This is a genomic window from Pseudomonas sp. fls2-241-R2A-110 (genome assembly GCF_030209165.1).
In the GTDB taxonomy this organism is placed as follows: Bacteria; Pseudomonadota; Gammaproteobacteria; order Pseudomonadales; family Pseudomonadaceae; genus Aquipseudomonas.
Window position 1 is genome coordinate 1 of sequence record NZ_JARVSN010000008.1, and the last position, 24,017, is coordinate 24,017.

23 protein-coding genes are annotated in these 24,017 nt (G+C 60.8%); 15 read left to right on the plus strand and 8 right to left on the minus strand.

The window, feature by feature from the left end; all coding sequences use genetic code 11:
- Window positions 1-290 precede the first annotated feature (290 nt).
- The 4 genes from QRN31_RS06880 to QRN31_RS06895 all read left to right on the plus strand — a co-directional run bounded on the left by QRN31_RS06880 (window position 291) and on the right by QRN31_RS06895 (window position 4,184).
- Window positions 291-746, plus strand: a complete 456-nt coding sequence (locus QRN31_RS06880) for a (2Fe-2S)-binding protein (protein ID WP_007937751.1) — start codon at window positions 291-293, stop codon at window positions 744-746.
- Between the two features lie 24 nt (window positions 747-770).
- Complete coding sequence (locus QRN31_RS06885; RefSeq protein ID WP_285430983.1) at window positions 771-2,939, plus strand: xanthine dehydrogenase family protein molybdopterin-binding subunit; 2,169 nt, start codon at window positions 771-773, stop codon at window positions 2,937-2,939.
- Window position 2,940: 1 nt separating this feature from the next.
- On the plus strand, window positions 2,941-3,519 hold the full coding sequence (locus QRN31_RS06890; RefSeq protein ID WP_285430984.1) for a hypothetical protein: 579 nt from the start codon (window positions 2,941-2,943) through the stop codon (window positions 3,517-3,519).
- Window positions 3,520-3,593: 74 nt separating this feature from the next.
- Window positions 3,594-4,184, plus strand: coding sequence for a GGDEF domain-containing protein (locus QRN31_RS06895; RefSeq protein WP_285430985.1), 591 nt, complete (start codon window positions 3,594-3,596; stop codon window positions 4,182-4,184).
- On the opposite strand, the gene QRN31_RS06900 is transcribed toward QRN31_RS06895, so the two are convergent.
- Entirely contained in the window at window positions 4,162-4,587 is a 426-nt protein-coding gene (locus QRN31_RS06900; RefSeq protein ID WP_285430986.1) for a VOC family protein, read from the minus strand. The two genes, QRN31_RS06895 and QRN31_RS06900, sit on opposite strands and share 23 nt — an antisense overlap.
- A gap of 113 nt (window positions 4,588-4,700) precedes the next feature.
- Between QRN31_RS06900 and QRN31_RS06905 the strand changes: the two genes are divergently transcribed.
- Complete coding sequence (locus QRN31_RS06905) at window positions 4,701-5,618, plus strand: LysR family transcriptional regulator (protein ID WP_285430987.1); 918 nt, start codon at window positions 4,701-4,703, stop codon at window positions 5,616-5,618.
- On the opposite strand, the gene QRN31_RS06910 is transcribed toward QRN31_RS06905, so the two are convergent.
- A complete protein-coding gene (locus QRN31_RS06910) occupies window positions 5,559-5,885 on the minus strand; it encodes a YceK/YidQ family lipoprotein (RefSeq protein ID WP_285430988.1) in 327 nt (108 codons plus the stop codon). The two genes, QRN31_RS06905 and QRN31_RS06910, sit on opposite strands and share 60 nt — an antisense overlap.
- Window positions 5,886-5,942: 57 nt before the next feature.
- Window positions 5,943-6,380, minus strand: coding sequence for an Lrp/AsnC family transcriptional regulator (locus QRN31_RS06915; protein ID WP_059182827.1), 438 nt, complete (start codon window positions 6,378-6,380; stop codon window positions 5,943-5,945).
- A 135-nt stretch (window positions 6,381-6,515) separates the two neighbouring features.
- Between QRN31_RS06915 and QRN31_RS06920 the strand changes: the two genes are divergently transcribed.
- Entirely contained in the window at window positions 6,516-7,409 is an 894-nt protein-coding gene (locus QRN31_RS06920) for a DMT family transporter (RefSeq protein WP_285430990.1), read from the plus strand.
- 7 nt (window positions 7,410-7,416) lie between these two features.
- Here the strand turns inward: QRN31_RS06920 and QRN31_RS06925 are convergent, their stop codons facing one another.
- Both QRN31_RS06925 and QRN31_RS06930 read right to left on the minus strand, forming a co-directional pair.
- Window positions 7,417-8,436 (minus strand): FUSC family protein, encoded by a 1,020-nt coding sequence (locus tag QRN31_RS06925; protein ID WP_197678957.1) that lies wholly within the window; start codon window positions 8,434-8,436, stop codon window positions 7,417-7,419.
- A 68-nt stretch (window positions 8,437-8,504) separates the two neighbouring features.
- Window positions 8,505-10,130, minus strand: a complete 1,626-nt coding sequence (locus tag QRN31_RS06930) for an NADP-dependent glyceraldehyde-3-phosphate dehydrogenase (RefSeq protein ID WP_285430992.1) — start codon at window positions 10,128-10,130, stop codon at window positions 8,505-8,507.
- A gap of 261 nt (window positions 10,131-10,391) precedes the next feature.
- On the opposite strand from QRN31_RS06930, the gene QRN31_RS06935 reads away from it, so the two are divergent.
- The 9 genes from QRN31_RS06935 (at window position 10,392) to QRN31_RS06975 (ending at window position 18,956) form a co-directional block, all read left to right on the plus strand.
- The gene (locus QRN31_RS06935) at window positions 10,392-11,279 is read left to right on the plus strand and encodes a Dyp-type peroxidase (RefSeq protein WP_285430993.1); all 888 of its coding nucleotides are present in this window, start codon (window positions 10,392-10,394) and stop codon (window positions 11,277-11,279) included.
- A gap of 255 nt (window positions 11,280-11,534) precedes the next feature.
- Window positions 11,535-12,302: a GntR family transcriptional regulator gene (locus tag QRN31_RS06940; RefSeq protein ID WP_259157228.1), complete on the plus strand. Its 768-nt coding sequence runs from the start codon at window positions 11,535-11,537 to the stop codon at window positions 12,300-12,302.
- Window positions 12,299-14,044, plus strand: a complete 1,746-nt coding sequence (locus QRN31_RS06945) for a fumarate reductase/succinate dehydrogenase flavoprotein subunit (RefSeq protein ID WP_285430994.1) — start codon at window positions 12,299-12,301, stop codon at window positions 14,042-14,044. Before QRN31_RS06940 ends, QRN31_RS06945 begins: the two co-directional genes overlap by 4 nt.
- A 25-nt stretch (window positions 14,045-14,069) precedes the next feature.
- Window positions 14,070-14,315, plus strand: a complete 246-nt coding sequence (locus QRN31_RS06950) for a 4Fe-4S dicluster domain-containing protein (protein WP_007946457.1) — start codon at window positions 14,070-14,072, stop codon at window positions 14,313-14,315.
- 236 nt (window positions 14,316-14,551) lie between these two features.
- A complete protein-coding gene (locus tag QRN31_RS06955) occupies window positions 14,552-15,958 on the plus strand; it encodes an ABC transporter substrate-binding protein (protein WP_285430997.1) in 1,407 nt (468 codons plus the stop codon).
- A gap of 133 nt (window positions 15,959-16,091) precedes the next feature.
- Window positions 16,092-16,865 carry an ABC transporter permease gene (locus tag QRN31_RS06960; protein WP_285430998.1) on the plus strand — a complete coding sequence of 258 codons (774 nt, stop codon included), beginning with the start codon at window positions 16,092-16,094 and terminating at the stop codon, window positions 16,863-16,865.
- Window positions 16,865-17,713 carry an ABC transporter ATP-binding protein gene (locus QRN31_RS06965; protein WP_285430999.1) on the plus strand — a complete coding sequence of 283 codons (849 nt, stop codon included), beginning with the start codon at window positions 16,865-16,867 and terminating at the stop codon, window positions 17,711-17,713. The genes QRN31_RS06960 and QRN31_RS06965 overlap by 1 nt, the downstream gene beginning before the upstream one ends.
- Window positions 17,710-18,672 carry a HEAT repeat domain-containing protein gene (locus QRN31_RS06970; RefSeq protein WP_285431001.1) on the plus strand — a complete coding sequence of 321 codons (963 nt, stop codon included), beginning with the start codon at window positions 17,710-17,712 and terminating at the stop codon, window positions 18,670-18,672. Before QRN31_RS06965 ends, QRN31_RS06970 begins: the two co-directional genes overlap by 4 nt.
- Window positions 18,669-18,956, plus strand: a complete 288-nt coding sequence (locus tag QRN31_RS06975; RefSeq protein WP_285431002.1) for a DUF971 domain-containing protein — start codon at window positions 18,669-18,671, stop codon at window positions 18,954-18,956. Before QRN31_RS06970 ends, QRN31_RS06975 begins: the two co-directional genes overlap by 4 nt.
- 51 nt (window positions 18,957-19,007) lie before the next feature.
- On the opposite strand, the gene QRN31_RS06980 is transcribed toward QRN31_RS06975, so the two are convergent.
- The 3 genes from QRN31_RS06980 to QRN31_RS06990 form a co-directional block, all read right to left on the minus strand.
- A complete protein-coding gene (locus tag QRN31_RS06980; protein ID WP_285431003.1) occupies window positions 19,008-21,365 on the minus strand; it encodes a tetratricopeptide repeat protein in 2,358 nt (785 codons plus the stop codon).
- Between the two features lie 167 nt (window positions 21,366-21,532).
- Window positions 21,533-22,528, minus strand: a complete 996-nt coding sequence (locus tag QRN31_RS06985) for a DUF3829 domain-containing protein (protein ID WP_285431004.1) — start codon at window positions 22,526-22,528, stop codon at window positions 21,533-21,535.
- Entirely contained in the window at window positions 22,525-23,898 is a 1,374-nt protein-coding gene (locus QRN31_RS06990) for a J domain-containing protein (protein WP_285431005.1), read from the minus strand. Before QRN31_RS06990 ends, QRN31_RS06985 begins: the two co-directional genes overlap by 4 nt.
- Window positions 23,899-24,017 lie beyond the last annotated feature (119 nt).

The following is a 24,017-nucleotide window of genomic DNA, read 5'->3' on the forward strand; positions in this document are numbered from 1 at the left end:
AAGCGCTTGGTTACTTGGCGCTTCTCCAAGTGACCCGCTGTAAGAGCGGAACCAATAGCCGCCGTTACCGCAAAAACGGATATACCCCCAATCCCAATCCCAATCCCAATCCCAATCCCAATCCCAATCCCAATCCCAATCCCACCAAGACCGACCCGTGACCGATGGTCGATGAACCCGTCTCCCCCGGCATTTTGCGCTTAGCTGTATGGATAACCCAAGCGCGCATCGCCCACTTCATCACCACAGCGACGCCCCTCCAGAACACCGTGAGTCTGAGGAAATTCACAATGCTGACCCTGAACATCAACGGCAAGGACCAAGAACTCGATGTCCCCGCAGACATGCCATTGCTCTGGGTCCTGCGCGATGTCGCGCACCTCACCGGGACCAAATTCGGTTGCGGCATGGCCCAGTGCGGCGCCTGCACCGTACATGTCGACGGCGCACCACTGCGCTCCTGCATCACCCCCGCTACGGCAGTCGCCCACGGCCAAAAAATCCTCACCATCGAAGGCCTCTCCTCCGACGGCTCGCACCCAGTGCAGCAAGCCTGGGCCGAACTCGACGTGGTGCAGTGCGGTTACTGCCAGTCCGGGCAAATCATGTCCGCCGCCGCGTTGCTGGCCAAGATCCCCAAACCCACCGACAGCGACATCGATCAGGCGCTCTCCGGCAACATCTGCCGCTGCGGCACCTACCCAAGGATCCGTGCGGCGGTCAAACGCGCCGCCGAGATCGGTTGATGCCACGTTGAAGGGAGTCTGAACATGAACAGCATCAATCCTGTATCACGACGTAGTTTCCTCAAAGGCAGCGCCGCCTTGGGCGCGGGTCTGGTGGTGGCGTTCGTCATCCCCGGCGCTCACCGCTTTGCCCTGGGTGCGGAGAATGAAGGCAATGTTTTTGCGCCGAATGCGTTCCTGCGCATCGGTAATGACAACACCGTCACCGTGCTGCTCGGCCATTCGGAAATGGGCCAAGGCATCTGGACCGGCCTGACCATGTTGATCGCCGAAGAACTGGACGCTGACTGGTCGAAGATCCGCGTCGAGCATTCACCTGCCTCGGCGGCGGACTACGGGATGCCGGGGTTCGGCGGGATGCAGATCACCGGCGGCTCGACCTCGACCTGGATGGAATTCGACCGCTATCGGCAAGCCGGCGCGGCGGCGCGCTTGATGCTGATCCAGGCGGCGGCCAAACGCTTCAACGTCGCGCCCTCCGAGATTCATACCGAATCAGGCGTGGCGTTTGCCGGCGACAAGCGCGCGACCTACGGCGAGCTCGCGGATGACGCCGGCAAGCTGCCCGTGCCGGATCCAGCGTCGATCACGTTCAAAGACGCCAAGGACTGGAAAGTCATCGGCAAACCCACCAAACGCCTGGACACCCCGGAGAAAATCACCGGCCGCGCCAAGTTCGGCATGGACGTGCAGTTCGACGGCTTGATGACGGCCATGGTGGCCCGTTCGCCGGTGTTCGGTGGCAGCGTCAAGTCTTTCGAAGGGGCCGAAGCGCTGGCGGTGCCGGGGGTGCATAAAGTGGTGCAAGTGCCCACGGGCGTGGCGGTGATTGCCGATCATTACTGGGCTGCGAAGCTTGGGCGCGATGCGTTGAAGGTCGAGTGGGACCTGGGGCCGAACACCGGCCTCGACAGCCAGCAACTGCTGGAAAGCTTCCGCAAGCTCGCGGCCACTCCCGGCACCTCGGCCAGCAAGGCCGGCGATACGGCCGCCGCATTGGGCAAAGCGGTCAAGACCATCGACGTCGAGTACAGCGTGCCGTACCTGGCCCACGCACCGATGGAACCGCTCAATTGCACGGTGAAAATCAGCAAGGACAAGTGCGAGATCTGGACCGGCACGCAATTCCAGACGCTGGATCAGATGATCGCGGGCAAGATCACCGGGCTCAAGCCGGAACAGGTGGAAATCCACACCGAATTTCTCGGCGGCGGTTTCGGCCGCCGGGCCAATCCGACCTCGGATTTTGTCGCTGAAGCCGTGCAAGTGGCCAAGGCCGCAGGTGAACCGGTGAAAACCGTGTGGTCGCGGGAGGACGACATTCGCGGCGGCTATTACCGCTCGGCGTTTTTGCATCAGGCGCGAATCGGGCTGGACGCCGACGGCATGCCCCTGGCCTGGAAGCATGTGATGGTCGGCCAGTCGATCATGGCCGGCACCATGCTTGAAGCAACTATGGTCAAGGACGGCATCGACAAGACCTCGGTCGAAGGCGTCGCTGACAGTCCGTACCTTGAAGGCCTGGCCAATCACCAAGTGGAACTGCATTCGCCGAAAACCGGCATCAACGTGCTCTGGCTGCGTTCGGTGGGGCACAGCCACACGGCGTTCGTCATGGAATCGTTGATCGACGAAATGGCGGAGGCGGCCGGCAAGGACCCGGTGGAGTATCGACGCACCTTGCTCAAGGCGCATCCGAGGCATCTGGGCGTGCTCAACCTTGCCGTCGAAAAAGCCAACTGGGCGGCGCCTCTGCCGGACGGCCACGCCTTGGGTGTGGCGGTGCATGAGTCCTTTGGCAGTTACGTGGCGCAGGTGGCTGAAGTGTCCCAGGACAACCTGGCGATTCGAGTGCATCGGGTGGTCTGCGCAGTGGATTGCGGGATTGCCGTCAACCCGATGAGCATCGCCGCACAGATGGAATCCTGCATCACCTTCGGCCTCGGGTTCACCTTGCACAGCAAGCTGACCCTGAAGAACGGGCAGGTCGTGCAGTCCAATTACCATGACTATCAAGTGCTGCGGCTGAACGAAATGCCGGTGGTCGAAGTGCACATCGTACCGAGCACCGAAAGGTCCGGAGGGATCGGCGAGGCCGGCGTCCCACCCACGGCGCCAGCGGTGGCCAACGCGGTGTTCGCCCTGACCGGGCAACGCCTGCGGGAACTGCCGTTGCAACTGTCGGGGGTGTGACATGAGACGACATCTGATTCTGGGCGCGGTGATGCTGGTCGGTCTGGTCAGCTACGCCGAGGACCTGTTCGCCGATGACAAGGAAGCCATCAAGGCCTTCGAAACGGTGCAGAAAGTGTTCCAGAGCCCGCGCTGCCAGAACTGCCATATTCCGGGGGACTCACCGATGCAGTTCGACGCGGGCACCCCGCATGCGATGAATGTCGTGCGCGGGATGGACGGCAAGGGCGCGGCCGGCTTGCCCTGTGCGACGTGCCATGCCGATAGCAACCCGCCCGCCAGTTACGGGCCCCATGCTCCACCGGGAGCGCCGCATTGGAGCTTGCCGCCTGCGGCGCACAAAATGGCCTGGATCGGGCTGCCGGCCGACCGCTTGTGCGCAATGATCAAGGATCGCGCCAGCAATGGTGATCGGGATTTCGCCGCGCTGATCAAGCATGTCAGCGACGACAAACTGGTGCTGTGGGGCTGGAATCCGGGAGAAGGAAGGGCACCGGTGCCGGTGCCGCACGACATTTTCGTCACCCAGTTCAAGCTCTGGGCGGAGGCGGGAGGGCCATGTCCGGTGGTGGGCAGCTGACCGGCGGTCCGTTATCAGGGAGTCATACCGGGTATGCACCACTCTAAAGTACATACCCGTCACTGGAGTGAGTCATGCTGATCCCAGGCAAACCGGTCAAAAACGGCGCGTGCGCAGACACATTGCGTTCGCCACAACAGGAACGCCAACAGCTGCGTGACCTGGCCCGTAAGGCCGAGCAGGAATTGATGGGCGTGCAGATGGCGAGCATGGACGAGTTGACGCTGCTGCCCAACCGTCACGGCTTCACCGTGCTGGCCGAACAAGGGCTGAACGCCTGCCAGCAGTTGGGCAGGCCGGCCACGCTGCTGCTGTTCAATCTCGATGACTTCAAGCACATCAACTACCTCTACGGACGCGCCGAGGGCGACAATGCGCTCAAGACCTTCGCGGATGTGCTGCGGATCGCCTTTCGCGAAAGCGATGTGATCGGCCGGCTCGGCAGCGACAAATTCGTGGCCTTGCTGACCGGCTCGAGTGCCGTGGAAACAGCAGCTATCAGGGCGCGCCTGGAAGAAATACTCGAAGAGCGCAACGCCACGGTGCACCGCGCTTATGACCTGCACTTCAGAATCGGCCAGATCGAGGTCGACCCGTTGCTGCATGACACGGTGGATCAACTCCTGGCCGCGGCCGATGCGTTCACTTGGCAAACAGTTGGCTGATGTCTTTGAATGCCTTGAATTCCAGCGCATTGCCGCACGGGTCGAACAGAAACATTGTCGCTTGCTCGCCCACCAATCCCTGAAAGCGAATGCCCGGTTCGATCACGAATCGGGTGTCGAGGGCTTTCAATCGCTGCGCCAGGGCTTCCCACTCTTTCATACCCAGCACAACGCCGAAATGCGGCACGGGCACGTCGTGACCGTCCACGGCATTGGTGTGCGCCGCTTCCTGAGAAGCGTTTTTCGGCGCTAGGTGAATCACCAGTTGATGGCCAAAAAAGTTGAAGTCGACCCAATGGTCACTGGAGCGGCCTTCTTCGAGTCCAAATACTTCGGCGTAAAAATGCCGGGCGGCGGCCAGGTCATAGACCGGAATGGCCAGGTGAAAAGGGGAGAGCTGCATCGGTTTTGCCTCGGATGTGTCTGGAGTGAAGCTGAGTTTAGCGCTGTGCTTTTTGATTGAAAGACGATAGTTTTTGCGTCGAGCTCAAATTATTTCGATCAATCGAGAACGCCATGCTGCGCGAACTGAAAACTTTCATCGCCGTGACGCGCTTCGGCACGTTCGCGGCGGCCGGAATGCACATCGGGCTGACGCAGTCGGCGGTCAGTGCGCAGATGCGCAATCTTGAACAGGCGCTGGGCATTCGTCTGTTCGATCGCACCGGGCGCCAGGCGATCCTCAACGCGGCAGGGCAGCGGGCGTTACCGATGGCGCGGGAGATCCTCGAAACGTTCAGTCGGATGGCGGTCAGTGATGATGTCAGTGAATACCGAGGCGAATTGAAAATAGGCGCGGTGGCCACGGCGCAGACCGGCTTGTTGCCGCAGGCATTGTTGCGGTTGCGTCAGCAGGCGCCGTTGCTGGAGCCCAAGCTGGTGCCGGGTGTCTCGTTGAATTTGTTGAGCCAGGTGGACACCGGAGAGGTGGACCTGGCGATTCTGATCAAGCCCCCGTTCGACTTGCCCAAAGAGCTGTCCGCGCAGGTGATCCGCCGGGAAGCCTTTGTGTTAATCGTGCCGCCGGACCTCGAAGGCGATGACCCGTTGCAGATGCTCGCCAGTCATCCTCATGTGCGTTACGACCGCAATTCGTTTGGTGGGCGCCTGGTCACGCGGTTTCTGCGTGAACAGCAGATTGATGTGCAGGTGGCGCTGGAACTGGATGAGCTGGAAGCCATTGTGAAAATGGTCGAATGCGGGCTCGGCGTTTCGCTGCTGCCCGAAGCGGGGTTGTGGCTGGACTATGGCGCGAAGGTCAGGATCATCCCGCTGGGCGATTTGACGTTCTATCGCGAAATCGTCCTGTTGCAGCGCTACAGCCAGCGCACACAGCCGATCCAGCAGCTGTTCGCCGAGTGCCTGAATGCTGCGTCAGTCAACCATGATGCTGCCATCGGCCTGCTGACGGTAGAGGGTGTAGGGCAGCAGTAATGTATCGAACGCACCGGATAGAACGACGTCGATCAGCACAATGGCCGGAGCGTTGTCATGTACTTCGGCATCCCGGCCTTTTTCCAGGGGCGCATTCAGTATGCAGAAATCGTAAGTCACACCGCTGTAGATTCGCGGAACGGCGCCGCAGTAGCTTTTGCGTTCCTTGAGACTCTTCGCCGCCACTTCGTCACCGCGCATCACTGTTTGTACCGTACCGCAACCCGCGAGCATCAATGCCGCGAGTAAAACCGCCTGAGTTTTCATACCGCCAATCCTTCGCCGGAAAACCGTCAATCTACGCGTATCACATCAAAACTTCACTCACGCCATCGGCGGCAAGCGGCGTTTGACCGGGGTCTTTTTGACGATAGCAGTGTTGGTTTCAGCATGGGTGTTGAGGCGGTCGAGCAGGGTGTCCAGTTGCTCCATCGAACGCACATGCAGGCGCGCGATGAAGCAGTCGTCGCCGGTGACTTTGTCGCATTCGGTGAATTCGGGGATCGCCTGGATTTGCCGTTCCACTTCCTGCAACTGGCCCGGCAGTGGGCGGATGCGCACGATGGCCTGGAGTTGATAACCAAAGCATTTGGGATCGATCTCGACGGTGTAGCCCTTGAGCACGCCACGTTCTTCAAGACGGCGCAGACGCTCGGCAACGCTGGGCGATGACAGGCCGCTAAGGTGGGCCAAGGCCTTGAGCGAGCGGCGTGAGTCTTCCATCAAGGCGCTGATCAGCACTTGGTCGATGTCGTCGGTCATGGCAAAACCCCTGTTAGGCGATTGGCTGAATATGCCTTGATAAAAAAGGCAGAAACCGAGTTTAGCCTGCTTTTTGCGCTGGAGAAGCCCTCCGCCGGATTGGCATACTTTGGCCTCAAACAGAGGAGTCTGATGATGGACAAAACAATACGTCGCGGTTCATTTGAAATGACCGCCGCCATGCTGATTTCCGGGACCATCGGCTGGTTTGTGCTGGTGTCCGGGCAACCGGTGCTGGACGTGGTGTTCTGGCGTTGCGTGTTCGGCGCCGGCACGCTGTTGCTGATCTGCGCGGCATTCGGCTTCCTGCGTCCAGGCATCCTGACCCGCACCACATTCTGGCTGGCGGTGCTCAGCGGCGTCGCGATTGTCGGCAACTGGCTGCTGCTGTTCGCCTCTTATTCCCGTGCCTCGATTGCCATCGGTACGGCGGTTTATAACGTTCAGCCGTTCATGCTGGTCGGGTTGGCCGCGCTGTTCCTCGGCGAGAAGATCACCTTGCAGAAACTGTTCTGGCTGGGCGTTTCGTTTCTGGGAATGCTGGCGATTGTCAGTGCTCATGGCGAGCAGGGCGCGGGCGGCAACGATTACCTGATGGGGATCGGTCTGGCACTGGGGGCGGCGTTTCTTTACGCGATTGCAGCACTGATCATCAAGCGCCTGACCGGCACGCCACCGCATTTGATCGCGCTGATCCAGGTCAGCACCGGCGTGCTGTTGCTGGCGCCATTCGCGCACTTCTCAGCGTTACCGCAAACACCTAGTGCCTGGGGCAGCCTGGTGACGCTGGGCATTTTCCACACCGGCGTGATGTATGTGCTGTTGTACGGTGCGATTCAGAAACTGCCGACGGCACTGACCGGAGCGCTGTCGTTCATCTACCCGATTGCGGCGATTTTCGTCGACTGGTTTGCCTTCGGCCACCGCCTCGATCCGCTGCAATGGATCGGCGTCGCGGCGATTCTGCTGGCCGCTGCCGGCATGCAGCAGGGCTGGGGCCTGAAGGTTCGCCGGACGGTCACCTCATAAGCAGGCATCAGATGCTCCAGCGCGGCGCAGTCTTCGCCAGGCGCTGGCGCATCTCGCCGATATTCAAGGCGAACTGACGGATCAGTAACCGATAGCCATCCAGCGGGTTGTACACCGGTGCTTCGAGACTTGAATTAACCGGCAAATCGATAGGGCGATTCAGTCGCTGTGACGCGCCGGTTTTCAGTGCCCGGGCCATGCCGATCAACTGCACCCGAATCTGCCGGTGTTCGGCTTTCAATGACGATTGCAGGTGCGCCATGGCGTCCGGGTCATTGGCATCCGGTCGGGTGTTGCCGAGGATTTCCAGGGTGCTGACGCACATCCGCAAGTTACGCTGGATCGCATCGAGTTCGGTCATGGAAATCTTCACTTCCTTGGACACCGACGGCATCAGCGAGCGCAGTTGCACCATCACCGTGTTCAAGCGATTCATCAGTTTGAGGTGTTCGTCGTCACTGACCGGTTGGCCATTGATGATGCGCCCGTAAATCGTCGCGCAATCACGCAGCGAATCGGCCAGGTTGTAGCGCCAGGAATAGACCGCATACAGGGGCAGGGCGAAGGAGAATGCCAGGGCCAGGGCAATGCCGATCAGAATATCTACCCCGCGCCACAGGCCATCGGTGACAGGGTTATCACCGTGCCCGGCGACGATAAACACGGTAATCGCCGACAGCAGCGCCGTGTAACCGCCCTTGCCAATGGCGTGGTACGAGAAGAACCCGCACACCACCGACATCGCAAAATAGGTCAGCCACGGCATGCCAAGCCAGGCCTGTTGCGCCACCAGCAAAAGCCCGACGCCCGCGCCGATCAAGGTGCCGATGGCGCGTTCGGCGGCTTTCTTGCCGATGTTGCCGTGGTGCTGCAAGCCGCCGATCACCACCAGCATCGTCACCGACGCCCACTCACCGTGGGGCAGGTGGATGCCAGTGGTCAGCAGGATCGTCGCCAGCAACCCGAGTGAAACGCGCACCGCGTGGATCAGTTTCGCGTGGCGATAGCGCCGATACGGGTCCAGCAACGGACGTAGTAAACGGCGCAGCAGCGGTGGGAATCGGTTGGCTCTGAACGTGCTCAGGCTAGGTGTCCTCAGAAAATGTAATCGGTGGTCAGGAAGCTTGAGCTGCGTCCGCTGATGATCTCGCTGATGAGTTCCTTGTTGGTTTCCTGGAACTTGGTGGCTACCAGCGTGCGGATCGAGAACACCCGCAGCGCATCATGTACCGACAGCGTGCCTTCGGCGGAGTTCTTGCGGCCGTTGAACGGGTAGGTGTCCGGGCCGCGCTGGCACTGGGCGTTGAGGTTGATCCGCCCGACCTGGTTGGCAAAGGTGTCCACCAGGCGCCCGACGGCCACCGGGTTGGTGCCGAAGATGCTCAGCTGCTGGCCGAAGTCAGATTCCAGGACGTAGTCGATTACCGTGTCCAGATGGCGGTAAGGCACGATGGGCACCACCGGGCCGAATTGTTCTTCCTGATAGACGCGCATCTGCGGCGTCACCGGAAACAGGACGGCCGGATAGAAGAACGACGCCCGGGCCTGGCCGCCGTTTGGATTCACCACGGTGGCGCCTTTGCTCACCGCATCCGCCACCAGCGAATGCAGGTAATCGACCTTGCTCGCTTCCGGCAATGGCGTCAGGGCCACGCCGCTGTCCCAGGGCATTCCCGGCTTCAGGGTGGCGAGTTTGGCGTTGAATTTCTCGATGAACGACTCGACCACATCTTCATGGACAAAGAGGATTTTCAGCGCCGTGCAACGCTGGCCGTTGAACGACAGCGAGCCGGTCACCGCTTCGCTGACCGCGTTGTCGAGGTCAACCTCCGGCAACACGATGCCCGGGTTCTTCGCATCCAGCCCCAATGCCGCGCGCAAACGGTGCGGTTTGGGGTGGAGTTTTTTCAAGTCGCTGGCGGCTTTGTTGGTGCCGATGAACGCGAAGATATCGATCTTGCCGCTGGCCATTAGCGCGCTGACGGTCTCGCGACCACTGCCGTAGATCACGTTGATCACGCCTGCCGGGAAGCTGTCACGGAAGGCTTCCAGCAAGGGCCGAATCAGCAGCACGCCGAGTTTCGCCGGTTTGAACACCACGGTATTGCCCATGATCAGCGCCGGGATCAACGTGGTGAAGGTTTCATTCAGCGGATAGTTGTAAGGCCCCATGCACAGCGCCACACCCAACGGTACGCGGCGGATCTGCCCGAGGGTATCCTGCTCCAGCTCGAAACGGCTGGAGCGGCGGTCGAGTTCTTTCAGGGCGTTGATGGTGTCGACGATGTAATCACAGGTGCGGTCGAACTCTTTTTCCGAGTCCTTGAGGTTCTTGCCGATCTCCCACATCAGCAGCTTGACCACGGCCTCGCGTTGTTCACGCATCCGGCTGAGGAAGGTTTCGACGTGCTGGATGCGTTCGGCCACCCGCATGGTCGGCCACAGACCCTGGCCACGGTCATAGGCGCGGACGGCGGCATCGAGTGCGGTCAGTGCGGTCTCGGCGTCTAGCAGCGGCGTGCTGCCGAGGATCACTTGTTCGTCGCCATTGGCTCCGGTCAGGTAAACCGGGCTGCGAACCTGGGCGAGGGGCCCGGACCAGGTTTTCAGTTCGCCATCGACCAGGTATTCACGTTGCTCGGTCTGGCCGTCGAGGCGGTATTTTTCCGGAATGTCGGCGTGGCTCGGAAACAGGTTGTCGAGAATATTGGCTGTGCTCATGTCGCTACCCCGTCTGGATTGGGTGACTGATGAATCGTTTTAGCAGACCTCGGCCCCGCTTGTCATGACTCATCTCATCGTTTTGCGGCTCAGAGTTCCAACCCTCAACCCACTCGCGTCGGTGCCTTCGTGTTGACCTGTGCTTGAGCACAATGAAAAAGGTGGCCCCGTCGAGGGATGCCGTCAACCTGCAAATCCCCTATGGGTGCACACAAATGCTCATCCCCCGGTTAAACTCAGCGCTCTTTTTAAGGAGTTCATATGAGTAATTACCAGCCGGGCATTCTCGCCACCCCTGTTCCGCCACAAGCCCGTCATATGTTCTTCGCCCTCGAATCCGCCGAAGCCTTGCCGGCCGCGCTCGATAACCTGACGCAACTGGTGGACGGTAAATCGGCGGTGGTCGGCTTCGGTGAGTCCCTGGTCAAGGCGCTGCACGCTGAAGTCGAAGGCCTGCGGGCGTTCCCGGCGCTGGCCGGTGTCGGTGTCGATAACCCGTCGACCCAGCACGCGCTCTGGTGCTGGTTGCACGGCGTCGACCGGGGTGAATTGCTCAATCGCAGCAACGCCATCGAAGCCGCGCTGGCACCGGCCTTGCGCCTGGTGCAGATGAACGAAACCTTCCGCCACCAGACCGGCCACGATTTGACCGGTTACGAAGACGGCACTGAAAATCCCCACGATGAAGCGGCTGTGGCTGCCGCGCTGTTGGGCGAAGGTGCAGAAGGCCTGGTCGGTGGCAGCTTTGCCGCGATCCAGCAGTGGCAGCATGACCTCAAGGGCTTTCACGCCATGCCGCCCCATGAGAAGGACAACATCATGGGCCGCCGCCTGATCGACAACGAGGAAATCGACGACGCGCCGATTTCGGCTCACGTCAAACGCACCGCCCAGGAAAGCTTTGCCCCCGAGGCGTTTGTGGTCCGTCGTTCGATGCCGTGGATCGAAGGTGATCGCGCCGGCCTGATGTTCCTGGCATTCGGTTTTTCCCTCGACGCCTTCGAAGCCCAATTGCGCCGCATGAGCGGCCTGGAAGACGGCATCACCGACGGCTTGTACCGTATCAGTCGCCCCATCACCGGCGGCTACTACTGGTGCCCGCCGCTCAAGGACGGTCATCTGGACCTGCGCGCGCTGCGCATCGGCTAACCATGCTCGGCATGTTGAAACCGATTGGGTGATGGACCAGATCCTCAAACGCACCTGAACCTGTGGGAGCGAGCCTGCTCGCGATGAGGCCCAGACAGTCAGCACGCCAAGTTGCCTGTTATGACGCCATCGCGAGCAGGCTCACTCCCACAGGGGATGTCCGCGCGAATCTAACCTTATGCTTAATCAGTATTTCTCAATCGCCGTACCGGCTCACTAAGATCACGTCATAACTCGTTATAACAAGTGATCTTCATGACCGATAACGTTCTATCCCTCAGCCCGCTGTCCCACAGCAGTATTCCTCTTCACACCCAACTGCGTGATGTGCTGCGCGCCCGTATCCTCGATGGCGAATACCCGCAAGACAGCCAGATGCCCTCCGAAAGCGAGCTTGGCACGCTGTTCAAAGTCAGCCGCATCACCGTGCGCCAGGCCTTGGGCGATCTGCAAAAGGAAGGGCTGATCTTCAAGATCCACGGCAAGGGCACTTTCGTCGCCAAGCCCAAAACCTTCCAGAACGTCAGCACCTTGCAAGGCCTGGCCGAGTCCATGACCGGTCGCGGTTACGAGGTGATCAACCGCCTGCGCAGTTTCAAATTCATTGCCGCCGACAAACTGGTCGCCGAGCGTTTGCATGTCGCCGAAGGTGAAACCGTGGCGCAGATCAAACGGGTGCGGCTGATCAATCGCGAGCCGATTTCGCTGGAAATCACCTACCTGCCCAAAGCCATCGGTGAGCGGCTGGAGAAGGCTGATCTGGTGACCCGCGACATCTTTCTGATCCTCGAAAACGACTGCGGCCTGGCCCTCGGCCACGCCGATCTGGCTATCGACGCGGTGCTGGCCGACAGCGACCTGACCCAGGCGCTGAACGTCGAACCCGGTTCGCCGATCATGCGCATCGAGCGCCTGACCCACGACGCCAGCGGTCAACCCGTGGACTTTGAACACCTTTACTACCGCGGCGATGCCTTCCAGTACCGCTTGCGGATCGACCGGCAAAAAGGGGATCAGGCATGACCCACAGCTCTATCACCAGAAGCACTCTTGAGCAGGAATACGACATCGTCGTGATTGGCGGCGGCACCGCTGGCCCGATGGCGGCGATCAAGGCCAAGGAACGCAACCGCGATCTGCGCGTGTTGCTGATCGACAAGGCCAACGTCAAACGCAGCGGCGCGATCAGCATGGGCATGGACGGCCTCAACAACGCGATCATTCCCGGCCATTCGACGCCGGAGCAGTACACCAAGGAAATCACCATTGCCAACGACGGCATCGTCAATCAGGCGGCGGTCTATGCCTATGCGACCCACAGCTTCGAAACTATCGAGCAACTGGACCGCTGGGGCGTCAAGTTCGAGAAGGATGAGACCGGCGACTACGCGGTGAAAAAGGTCCACCACATGGGCGCCTACGTGTTGCCGATGCCGGAAGGGCATGACATCAAGAAAGTCCTGTACCGCCAGTTGAAGCGGGCGCGGGTAAATATCACCAATCGCCTGGTCTGCACGCGATTGCTGACGGATGAAGAGGGCGCAGTCAACGGCGTGATGGGCTTCGATTGCCGCACCGCCGACTTCCATGTGATCAAGGCCAAAGCCGTGATCCTGTGCTGCGGCGCGGCCGGGCGCCTGGGGCTGCCAGCCTCCGGCTACCTGATGGGCACCTACGAAAACCCCACCAATGCCGGCGACGGCTATGCCATGGCCTATCACGCCGGGGCCGAACTTTCGAACCTCGAGTGCTTCCAGATCAACCCGTTGATCAAGGACTACAACGGTCCGGCCTGCGCCTACGTCACCGGCCCGCTGGGTGGCTACACGGCGAACAATAAAGGCGAGCGCTTCATCGAATGCGACTACTGGAGCGGCCAGATGATGTGGGAGTTCCACCAGGAGCTCGAGAGCGGCAACGGCCCGGTGTTCCTCAAGCTTGATCACCTGGCCGAGGAAACCATCCAGAACATCGAAGAGATCCTGCACAGCAACGAACGCCCGAGCCGGGGCCAGTTCCACGCCAATCGCGGCACCGATTACCGCACGCAAATGGTCGAGATGCACATCTCGGAAATCGGCTTTTGCAGTGGGCACTCGGCGTCCGGCGTGTGGGTCAACGAGAAGGCCGAGACCTCGGTCAAGGGCTTGTACTCGGCGGGGGACATGGCGGCGGTGCCGCACAACTACATGCTCGGCGCGTTCACGTATGGCTGGTTTGCCGGCACCAACGCGGCGGATTTTGTCGCTGGGCGCGAGTTTTCGGCGGTCGATGCCGAGCAGGTCGAAACGGAAAAACAACGGGTCTACGCACCACTGGACCGAGAACACGGACTGCCGCCCGCGCAGGTCGAATACAAGCTGCGGCGTTTTGTGAACGACTACCTGCAACCGCCGAAAGTGACCAAGAAGATGCAGATCGGCCTGCAACGCTTCAGCGATATCCAGCGCGATCTCGATCAGATCAAGGCCCACAACGCCCACGAACTGATGCGCGCCATGGAAGTCAGCATGATCCGCGACTGCGCTGAAATGGCCGCCCGCGCGTCCTTGTTCCGCGCCGAAAGTCGCTGGGGGCTTTACCACTATCGCGTTGATCACCCGCAACGCAACGACAGCGACTGGTTCTGCCATTGCCACCTGAAGAAGGATGAAAACGGCTTGATGACCAGCTTCAAGAAAGCCGTCGAGCCTTACATCATTGCCCTCGATGCCGAAGAAATGCAGGCCTATGACCGGCTGCGGGTCGGTGCCTTCGCGGCCTGAGCATCACTAAAAGAGAGACCGCCAAATGGCCTATCAACCCCAGGAAATCTTCTTCCGCTCCAACGCGCCGGTCACGGTCGATGAAGACCTTTGCATCGCCCATAAAGGCTGCACCGTGTGTGTCGACGTCTGCCCCATGGACCTGCTGGCCATCAACCCGGCCACGCAAAAAGCCTACATGGCCTTCGATGAATGCTGGTACTGCATGCCCTGCGAAAAGGACTGCCCGACCGGGGCGGTGAAAGTCGAAATACCGTATTTGCTTCGCTAACTGAAAGGACGCTATCGCTGGCAGGCCAGCTCCCACAGGAATTTGCAGTGGGACACAGATTTCGCTGGCGACAGAGAACCTTGTGGGAGCTGGCCTGCCAGCGATGAGGCCCGCCCAGACAACTAAAAGCCATCCGGAAACACCGGACGCTGGATTCACCCAACACCCCTCGTTTCCCACCACGCTCTGATCGTGGCGGAGACGAACATCCTATAAATGATTCGAGGGGATTCACTATGCTATTGCGAGCAGCATTTGCCGGTCTGGTACTGGCTTCATTCACCTTGTCGGCCTCGGCCGAGACCATCCGCATCGCCATCGGCACCCAGGACACCACAATCAATTGCGCCGCCGGCGGTCTGTTGATTCGCGAACTCGGCCTGCTCGACAAATACCTGCCCCACGACGGCCCCTACAAGGACGCCAACTATGAAGTGGAGTGGAAGAACTTCACCAGCGGCGCGCCCCTGACCAATGAGATGGTTGCCGGCAAACTCGACTTCGGCGCCATGGCCGACTTCCCCGGTTCGTTCAACGGTGTGGCTTTCGAGACCGCCGGCAAGCACAGCCTGTTTATCAGCGTGTTGTCGGGCAGCATCAAGGGCAGCGGCAACGGCATCGTGGTGCCAAGCGCTTCAGGCGTGCAGTCGCTGGCCGAGTTGAAGGGCAAGACCATTTCCGTGCCGTTTGCGTCCACTGCCCACGGCATGTTGTTGCGGGCCGTGGCTACGCAAGGCTGGGATCCGCTCAAAGACGTGAACATCATCGCCCAACCGCCGGAGGTGGCCGGTTCCGCATTGCAGGCCGGGAAGATCGACGCCCACGCCGACTTCGTGCCCTTCGCCGAACTGTTCCCGAGCCGAGGTTTCGCACGCAAGATTTATGACGGTTCACAGGCCAACACACCGACATTCCATGGCGCCTTGGTCGATCAGGCCTATGCGAAGAAGTACCCGGAAATCGTCGTTGCCTACCTGCGAGCGAGCATCGAGGCCAATCAACTGCTGGCGGCCGAGCCGGAGAAATACAGCGAGCTGATTGCCAAGGTCTCCGGGGTCGACGCCGAGGTCAATTACCTGTTCCACGGTCCGCTGGGCGTGCAAACCCGCGACCTGAGCTGGAAGCCGGAATACCGCCAGGCCGTCGGCACCGCCATCGATACGCTCAAGCTGTTGAAGAAGGCGGATCGCGGTCTGGATCTGAATACCTTCATCGACGACCAGTACATCCGTGCCGCGTTCAAGGCCTCGAACCTGGACTACACCGCGCAATTGGCCAATTACGGGCAGACGCCGCTCAACGCGGTGGATGCGGCCAGTGGCAAAGCCATCACCGATTTTAGTCATGTGGCCGAAATCTGGGTGCGCGGTGAACCGAAAGTCCGTCAATACGCCTCGGCCGAATCGGCGTTCACCGCATTGGCCAGTTTGAAGCAGGAAGGCAAAAACATTCGCGCGGTGTATGCCCAGGCGAGCGACAGCGGGATCAAGTTGCTGGCGGATCAGGCGTGGTTTGCCAGTGATGCGAAAGGCCGCTTGAGTGCCTTCCTGCTCAAAGGCCAGGCCCAGCAATTCGCCACGGCCCAAGGTGGAAAAGTCTTCGACTTCACCGACGCCACCACCCAGGCAGTCGCCATCCGCTGATTTTTAGATATAGATCGTTCCCACGCTCCGCGTGGGAATGCCTCAATGGACGCTCTGCGTCCGCTTTAGATGTGACGCGGAGCGTCACGGGATGCATTCCCACGCGGAGCGTGGGAACGATCAGAGGTGATATATGTTTTTGCGCTGGATACCAAGAGCCGCCTCGCTGCTGCTCTGCCTTTTATTCTGGCAATTCGCCGCCAGCCACCACTGGAACCTCGGGCTGGTGACCTTTGCCAACGTGCCTACGCCGCTGGCGGTTATCCAGGCTGCCTTGGGCCTGGGCGACTCCGGCAAGCTTGCCCAACACCTGAGCAGCAGCCTCGGCCGGGTCTTCGCCGGTTACCTGGTGGCGATGATCATCGGCATCGCTTTGGGCCTGGCCATCGGACGCTCGAAATGGGCCGAAGATGTATTGCTGCCACCGCTGGAAGTCCTGCGCCCGATCCCGGCCGTCGCCTGGATCCCCCTGGCCATCCTGATGTTTCCGTCCTCGGAATTGTCGATGGTTTTCATCACCTTTACGGGCGCACTGTTCCCGATCCTGCTCAACACCGTGCACGGCGTCGAAGGCGTCGACCCGCGCCTGATCGCCTCGGCGAAAAGCCTCGGGGCAGGGCGTCGGGCGATGCTGTGGGAGGTGATTGTGCCGGGCGCCGCGCCGAGCATCATCACCGGCCTCGCCATCGGCATGGGCACCTCGTGGTTCTGCCTGGTGACCGCCGAAATGATCTCCGGCCAGTACGGCATCGGCTATTACACCTGGGAGTCCTACACCCTCCAGAACTACGCCGACATCGTCGTCGGCATGTTGCTGATCGGTGTCCTCGGGATGGGCAGCAGCCTGCTGATCAAACGTCTCGGCGGGCTGTTCACGCCATGGCACCGACCACGAGGAAAAGCCTGATGAGCATGCTGCAAACCCCTGAAGGGCGGATCGACATCCGCCAGTTGTCCATTGTGCTCGGCGAAGCGCAGCACGCCTTCGAAGCCGTGCAAGGCCTCGACTGCCAGATCGAACCGGGGCAATTCGTGTGCATTCTCGGGCCGTCCGGTTGTGGCAAATCGACCTTGCTCGGCGCGCTGGCCGGGCACTTGCAGCCGAGCGCCGGCAGCCTGAAAGTCGATGGCGCGCACGTCAGCGGCCCATCGCCGCAACGGGGCATGGTGTTCCAGCACCACACGCTGTTCCCATGGCGAACCGTGCGCGACAACGTGGCGTTCGGTTTGAAAATGCGCGGCATCGGCAAAGTCGAACGCCATCAGGCCGCCGAGGACATCCTCGCGCTGGTGGGCCTTGAAGGCTTCGCCGAGCGTTGGCCGGATCAGCTCTCCGGTGGCATGCAGCAACGGGTGGAGATCGCCCGGGTGCTGGTCAACCGTCCGCGCCTGTTGCTGATGGACGAGCCTTTCGGCGCCCTCGATGCGTTGACCCGGTTGAACATGCAGGAGCTGCTGCTGGACATCTGGACGCGGATTCGCACCACCGTGGTGTTCGTCACCCACGACATCGACGAAGCGCTGTTCCTCGCCGACCGCCTGTTGGTCATGAGTTCACGGCCCGGTCGAATCATCGAGGACCTGCGCCTGGACTTCCCTCGGCCACGCACCACCGAATTGGTCACCAGCCCTGAGTTTTCCCGCTTGAAACGCCATTGCCTCGAATTACTGCGTCACGAAGACGGTCGGCAGTTGCCACGCCTGAACCCTCTCGGACTGCCTCCTGAAAACAAACTGCCGCGATTTGCCCTATGACCTCTCTATTCGATGTAACCGACAACGACGACATTCTCGCCCTGCAACCGCGCTTGACCGATGACGACCCCGGCATGCGCCGGATCGCCCTGATCGAACTGGCCGACCTTGAAGAACCGGACGGTCTGCTGTGGCTGGTCAATCGACTGGCTGAAGACCCGACCGAAGAAGTCCGCGCCGAGGCCGCGCGCCTGCTCGAAGCCTGGGAGGACACGCCGGTGGTCGAGGCGCTGTGCCAGGCCCTGACCGATCCCTCTTTGGCCGTGCAAGCGGCCGCCGCGCAAAGCCTGAGCCTGCTCAAGAGCGAGGCGGCGGGCAGGGTGGTTCTGCCGTGGACCGGGCATGCTGACGCCAATGTGCGCATCGCCGCGTTCAGGGCGCTGCGTGAATTGCGTTTCCCGGGTGCCGCAGGCGCTGCTGCAGCGGCATTGAACGATGAAAACGCCAGTGTCCGGCGTGAAGCTGTGGGCGTACTCGGCTGGCTCAAGCAACTCGATGCCTTGCCCGCCCTGGCCAAACGGGTCAGCAATGACCCGGACACCGAAGTCCGCCGCGCCGCCACCGGGGCCTTGGGCCTGGCTTGCGATGCTCAAGTGCTGCCAGCGTTGCGCCAGGCGTTGCAGGACCCGGCCTGGCAAGTGCGTGAAGAAGCCGCTACCACCCTGGGCAAAGTCGGCCACGCTGAGGCCGGTCCCGCCTTGGTCGAAGCTTTGAGCGATGATTACTGGCAAGTCCGCCTGCGCGCCACCCGCAGCCTCGGTCGTTTACGTTACGTCCCGGCGCTCGACGCGCTCATCGACACCCTCGGCCACCGCATCAGCAACCTGCGCAAGGAAGCCGCGCTGGCCCTTGGCGAATTGAACGATAAAGGCGCCATCGCCCCCTTGCAGGCCGCGCAAGACGACGGCGACCCGGAAGTGCGCAAAGCCGTGCGCATCGCGTTGAGTCAACTGCAATGAGTCCGGTGGCGGTGGGCAACTCCCAAAGCAAACAGCAGCTGCGATTGAGCTGGCCGGATGGTCGTGAGCAGCGGCTGGATCATGTTGAGTTGCGACGCCAGTGCCCATGCTCGCAGTGCCGGGCGTTTCGGCTGCAAGGGTTGACGGTCAAAATCGACGAGCGCATCCGCGTCATTGAACTCAACCCCCAGGGCTACGGCCTGCAACTGATCTTCAGCGACGGCCATGAGCGCGGTATTTATCCATGGCCCTACCTGGCACAACTTGCCGGTGAGATCGGCTGAACCCCTGTGGGAGAGAGTCTGCTCGCGAAGGGCCTTCGGATCCGTCGCGGTTTATTTCAACGCAGGGTCTCCCATGTTCATTTTCTTCCAGGCCTGCAACAACACTTGCGCCTTCGGTTCCTGCCCGCTGTCGAGGTAGTACTGGATCAGTGACAACCGCGCATTGCGATTGGCAGGTTGTACTTTCAGCAGTCGTTCCAACTCTGCGCACGCTTCATCAACCTTGCCGCTGTCATGCAACGCCACCGCCAGCACATAGCCGTACTGGCCGTTTTGCGGCTCCAGTTGCGCCGCTTTGCGCAAGGCCGGCATGGCTTGGGCCGATTTCCCCGCACGTACCAGTGACAAGCCTTGGGTATGTTGCAACAGGGCGGCGTCGGGATGTTCCTTGAGGCTCTGCGCCAACAGCGTTTGTGCCTCTTGACCGCGTCCGTTGGCCTCCAGCCATTGCACCAGCGTGACGAGGGCCGGGTAGAAATCCGGATCACGCTTGAGTGCGCTACGCAGCAGCGGTTCCACTTCGCCAGTGCGTCCGCTGGCCTGATACAGCATCGCCAGATTGAGGTTGGCCTCGGCGCGTTCCAGCAGGCTTGTTTGCACCGCCTCGTACTCGGCGATGGCCGCTTCCCAGTTCGCCTGGGCGCTGCCAAGACCGTTGCGGGCGGCGCCAAGCAGATCCCGAGCCGCGCCAATGCGCACAGCCTTCACCGGGTCTTTCAGCAAGGGTGTCAGCAACGGTGCACGCTCAGGTGGCGGCAGCAATGCGCTGATCGCCCGCACCGCGCTCTCACGTACTTGCGGTGCGGAGTTGCCAAGGTCTTTGGTCGCCAGTTTCAGCGCTTGCTCGCTCGGATACAGCGGCAGTTCACCGAGCAGGGTCGCCCGTTGGATCGCCGGCAAATTGCTGCGCTGCAGTTGCTCGTACAAGGCTTGCGCGGCACCGGGCTGGCCGTTGCGAATCAACCACAGGCTTTCGTCGTAGCGCGGGGCGGCTGGCGCCGACGAGCTGCTGCTCCACAGCTTGAACTGCTCGGTGACCTTATCGCCGGCCTTGCCCTGGTGACAGGTCAGGCAAGCGTCCGGCGTGCCGAGTTTTTTCGCCCGCTCCGGATTGGGAATGCTGAAGCTGTGGTCATGCCGAAAGTCGTTGCCCATGTAGAACTTGCCGGGCATGTGGCAATCCACGCATTGCGAACCCGGCTGGCCCATGGTGTGGCGGGTGTGTTCGATCGAGTCGTAGTTCTTCGCTTGCAAGCCCTTGCCGTCGACACCGGCCACCGAGGTCTTGCCGGCGCTGTTGTGGCATTGCAGGCAAACGCCGTTGCCCGGCGCCTTGAGCTCGGTGCTGTGGGGGTTGTGGCAGTTGCTGCAGCGCACGCCTTTGTCGAACATTTTGCTTTGAGCGAAGGAGCCGTGCTCGAACACCTCGTCCTTGATCTTGCCGTCCAGCGCGTACAGCTCGCGGGTCAAGGTGCTTGGCAGGTAGTCGTCCATCAGGCGTTTGCCGACGGTGTAACCATCGTCCAGCGGCGCGCGGCGGGAGTGGCAGCGGGCGCAGGTTTCGATTTCGACGGTGGCGTCCTTGTCCTTGAGGTCCACCGCAAAACCCGCGTGGATCAAGTCAGTCTTTTTCGCCGTCCATTCCAGGTGATTGGAGGCCGGGCCGTGGCATGCCTGACAGCCAACACCGAGGCTGTTCCATTGACTGTCAAAGGAGTTTTTGGCGGCATCGAAATTGCGCTTGTAACCGGTGGTATGGCATTCGACGCACATGAAGTTGGCGTTCTGGCTCGGTTTGCTCCAGTGCAGAGGATTCTTGAAATTCACGCCCTGGCCCGGATAGAGGTGAAACCAGTGGTGTTTCTCGGTATCCCAGGCCACGCCCAGCGCTTGCAAGCGCCCGTCGCCGACCTCGATCAGGTATTGCTGCAACGGCGCGATACCGAAGGTATAGGCGACCTTGAAGTCGGCATTCTTGCCATCGATGCCCGGCGTGTTGACCCAGAATCCGTCGTCCTTGCGCGAGAAACGGCTGGTTTCGTTTTCTGCCTTGAACGTGACGTTATTGAAATCACCCAGCATTGTTTCGGCATTGGCCGGCTGCATCGCCAATTGGTGATGGGAGCCTTGCCAGTCTTTCGTCTGCTCGCTGTGGCAGCCTTGGCATTGTTGCTCGTCGACCATCTTCGCCGGCGCCAGGCCGACGGGTTGTGGCTTGGCCGGCTTTGCGGCCGGCGCGCTGACGGGCACGGGTTTGGGCAGCACTGGCGAACTGCTGAACAGGAACCAGCCGATCGCCGCCACCGCCACCAGCAATAGGCCGATGGTGACGGGAAACAGATAACGATGGATCAGGGATTTTGGCGAATCAGGGGTTGGCTGTGCTGCTTTATTTTTATGAGTCGGCATTACGACTTCCGTAGTCCAGGTGCGTTTGCCGTCAGGCGCGCGTTCAAGCATGTTGCAGCTTTGCCGCAGGATCGGCGTCTGTCAAATGGCGGCTGTGAGCGAAACTGCAGCGAGCAATGAATTTTGTGTGTTTTCAACAACTGCTCCAGTGTCGATAGACCCAATCCTCAATACTCAGCCCGCCCCAGTCGGTTGTAATAGCTGATCAGCGAGTCATACGCTCGCGTCACCGCAAAAAAGTCATCGCTCAATCGCTGTGGTTCAGCCTTGTTCTGCCAGTCCTGGTGCAGAGCATTCAAGGTATCCAGATACGTCTGGGTCGGCCGGGCAATGTGTGACCAGAGATAACTGGGGACTTCGTTACGTTTTTCCGTTTCCGGCAACTGACTGTGGTTGAACTGCTGCCGATAGTCCCAGGCCAGTTGCAGTTCAGCGGTGGTTCTGGCCAGGGCCTGGGGTGTCAGGGTTCGATTTTTAACGCCCTCGGTGATCAGGTTCAGGGTATCTCTGGCCTGGATCATGTAAGCCAGCAAATACCAGTGAATGTCCTTGCCCAGACGCGCTTCGATCAGATTGAGCTGCGCGCGTCGCTGTTCAAGGTCCAGCGCTTCGACGTGCTGTCTGAGCAGCGCCGACGCCGCGAGGTAGTCCTCGGCCTTGGGTCTGAACTGGTCGGCAAACGCAGGCTGCACCTCATTGATGACGGTCGAAAAGCGCGCCTGCCGGTAAAAAGTGATTTGCTGCGTCAGGGGCATCACTTGCTGTAACGCCTGCGCGTAGGCATCGGCTTGTAACGCCAGCGGTGGGTCGTATTCGAGCAGCTTGAGTTTTTCGCTGATTTTTGCCGAGCAGATGTCCCTTTGGAGGTAGGACGCATCACTGGCACCGTTGTCGTCGAAGTCATGCTGGCGGGTGATCCAGTCAAGCACCGGTTGCGCAGATTGCTGCGGCGATTTGTACAGTTCGTAGGCCACTCGCCAATGCACGTCGACGCGATTGATGCAGTCGATCACCGGGCTTAGCGCATTGGCCTGGGCGGTGAGCGGCGCGTCGTGTTTATCCAGCCACAAGTCGATGCGGGCGACGAATGTCGAGGAGCCGGCCAGCCCCATCAAGATAAGCATCACGACAGTGGCGATGGGGAACAGCCATTTCGGGTTCATGGCTGTTTCTCCTGGCCGTACCACTGCTCGACGGTGGCCGGTGCGTTGCATTCGCTGGTGGTAACCGGCATGCGGCTGCACAAGCGTTCGGTCCATTGTTGCAGGCCCTGGTTGCGATTGACCGTGCCTTGGCTCGAGATCACTTTGAACACGCCGAGTATCAAGACCAGAACCAAAATGCCCGCGCCCATCAAACAGCGTTTGAACAAGGGGCTGGCGTGCTGCCAGGAAACGCGCGGCTTGACCTCTCTGCGGCGTATCAGCCCGACGGTTGCCAGCGTGCTCACGTAAACGAGGCTGCCAACCACGCCATAAACACTGCCGATGCCTGCTGTCATGACTGCACAGGGAATCAGGTCGCGCAGCACGCCAAACGGCAGGGGGCCGCGCCAGGGCGAAAGGCGCGCACTCAATCGATCGTCCAGCAGCCAGAAGCGATGGGCGACTTGCCCTGTCATCCAGTTGAGTACCCAGCCGCCAGCGGCGAATATCATCGACCAGAACACCGTGACGCCAATCAATGCGCCCAGCCGTGTGCCTAACGGCGCGAATTGGATAAAGGAGCCGACCAGACAGGCGAGGACAATGGCCAGGTACATCGGCCAACTGTCGTAGACGAATTCCCAGTCCCGCCAGAAGAACGGCGTGCCGCCGGGCAGATTTGCGCAGATATCAGGGTGGTGGGCATGCAGCGCAGAACTCAGCTTGCGGCATTGCACCCAGTCTTCGTTGCGCAAGCGTCGAGCCAGGGCGCGGCGTTGACTGAACCCCAGGGGGGCCAATAACAGGCGTGCGGCGCGATGTTGCGGCGTGGCGGCGGGTTCTGTCGCCAGGCACTGGTGCCAGGCCAGAAAGATCGGTGCTTCACGACGCTCGGCGATGCGCTGGCGCTGCTGCTGCAACTGTTCGATCAGGACTTCATCCAGCTCCAGCCGCTGCTGATAGCTGAACCAGTGAAAGGTCTCGATCGCCCACTCGATCAGGTCTTCGCAGGTGGCAGCGTGCTCGACGCAATGCCTTAGCACCGCGTCCTCCATGACATCGACGGCGCCATGCGCTACGGCGGTGGCATGCCGTTGTTCGAACTCTGCACGGCTAACGTTGTGCAATGAGCGCGTGACCACGTGCAGTGCATCAACCTCGACCACTGACAGGCCGCTCAAGTCCCACGACTCTTCAACGCTGGAGTCTTCCTCGCGCAAGCGCTCCCATTGCTTGATGTTCAGCGCTTGTTCGTAGGCCTCACGCAGACGCTGGAAACCTTCCGGGTCTTCGTCTGGACGTGTCTGTTTGAGCAGTGCCGCATATTGGCGTTTGATTTGGCGCGCATCGGCGTCGGCCGGCAGGCCAAGGACGGTCCAGCAACTCATTGCGTGTGCAACTCCATGAAAACCTGCGACGCGGCAACATCCCTGTAAACGGGGCGTAGTGGCAATTTGATTTTGCGCACACTACCTGTTTCGCGTCGAAAAGTCCTCGGGTCTCACCG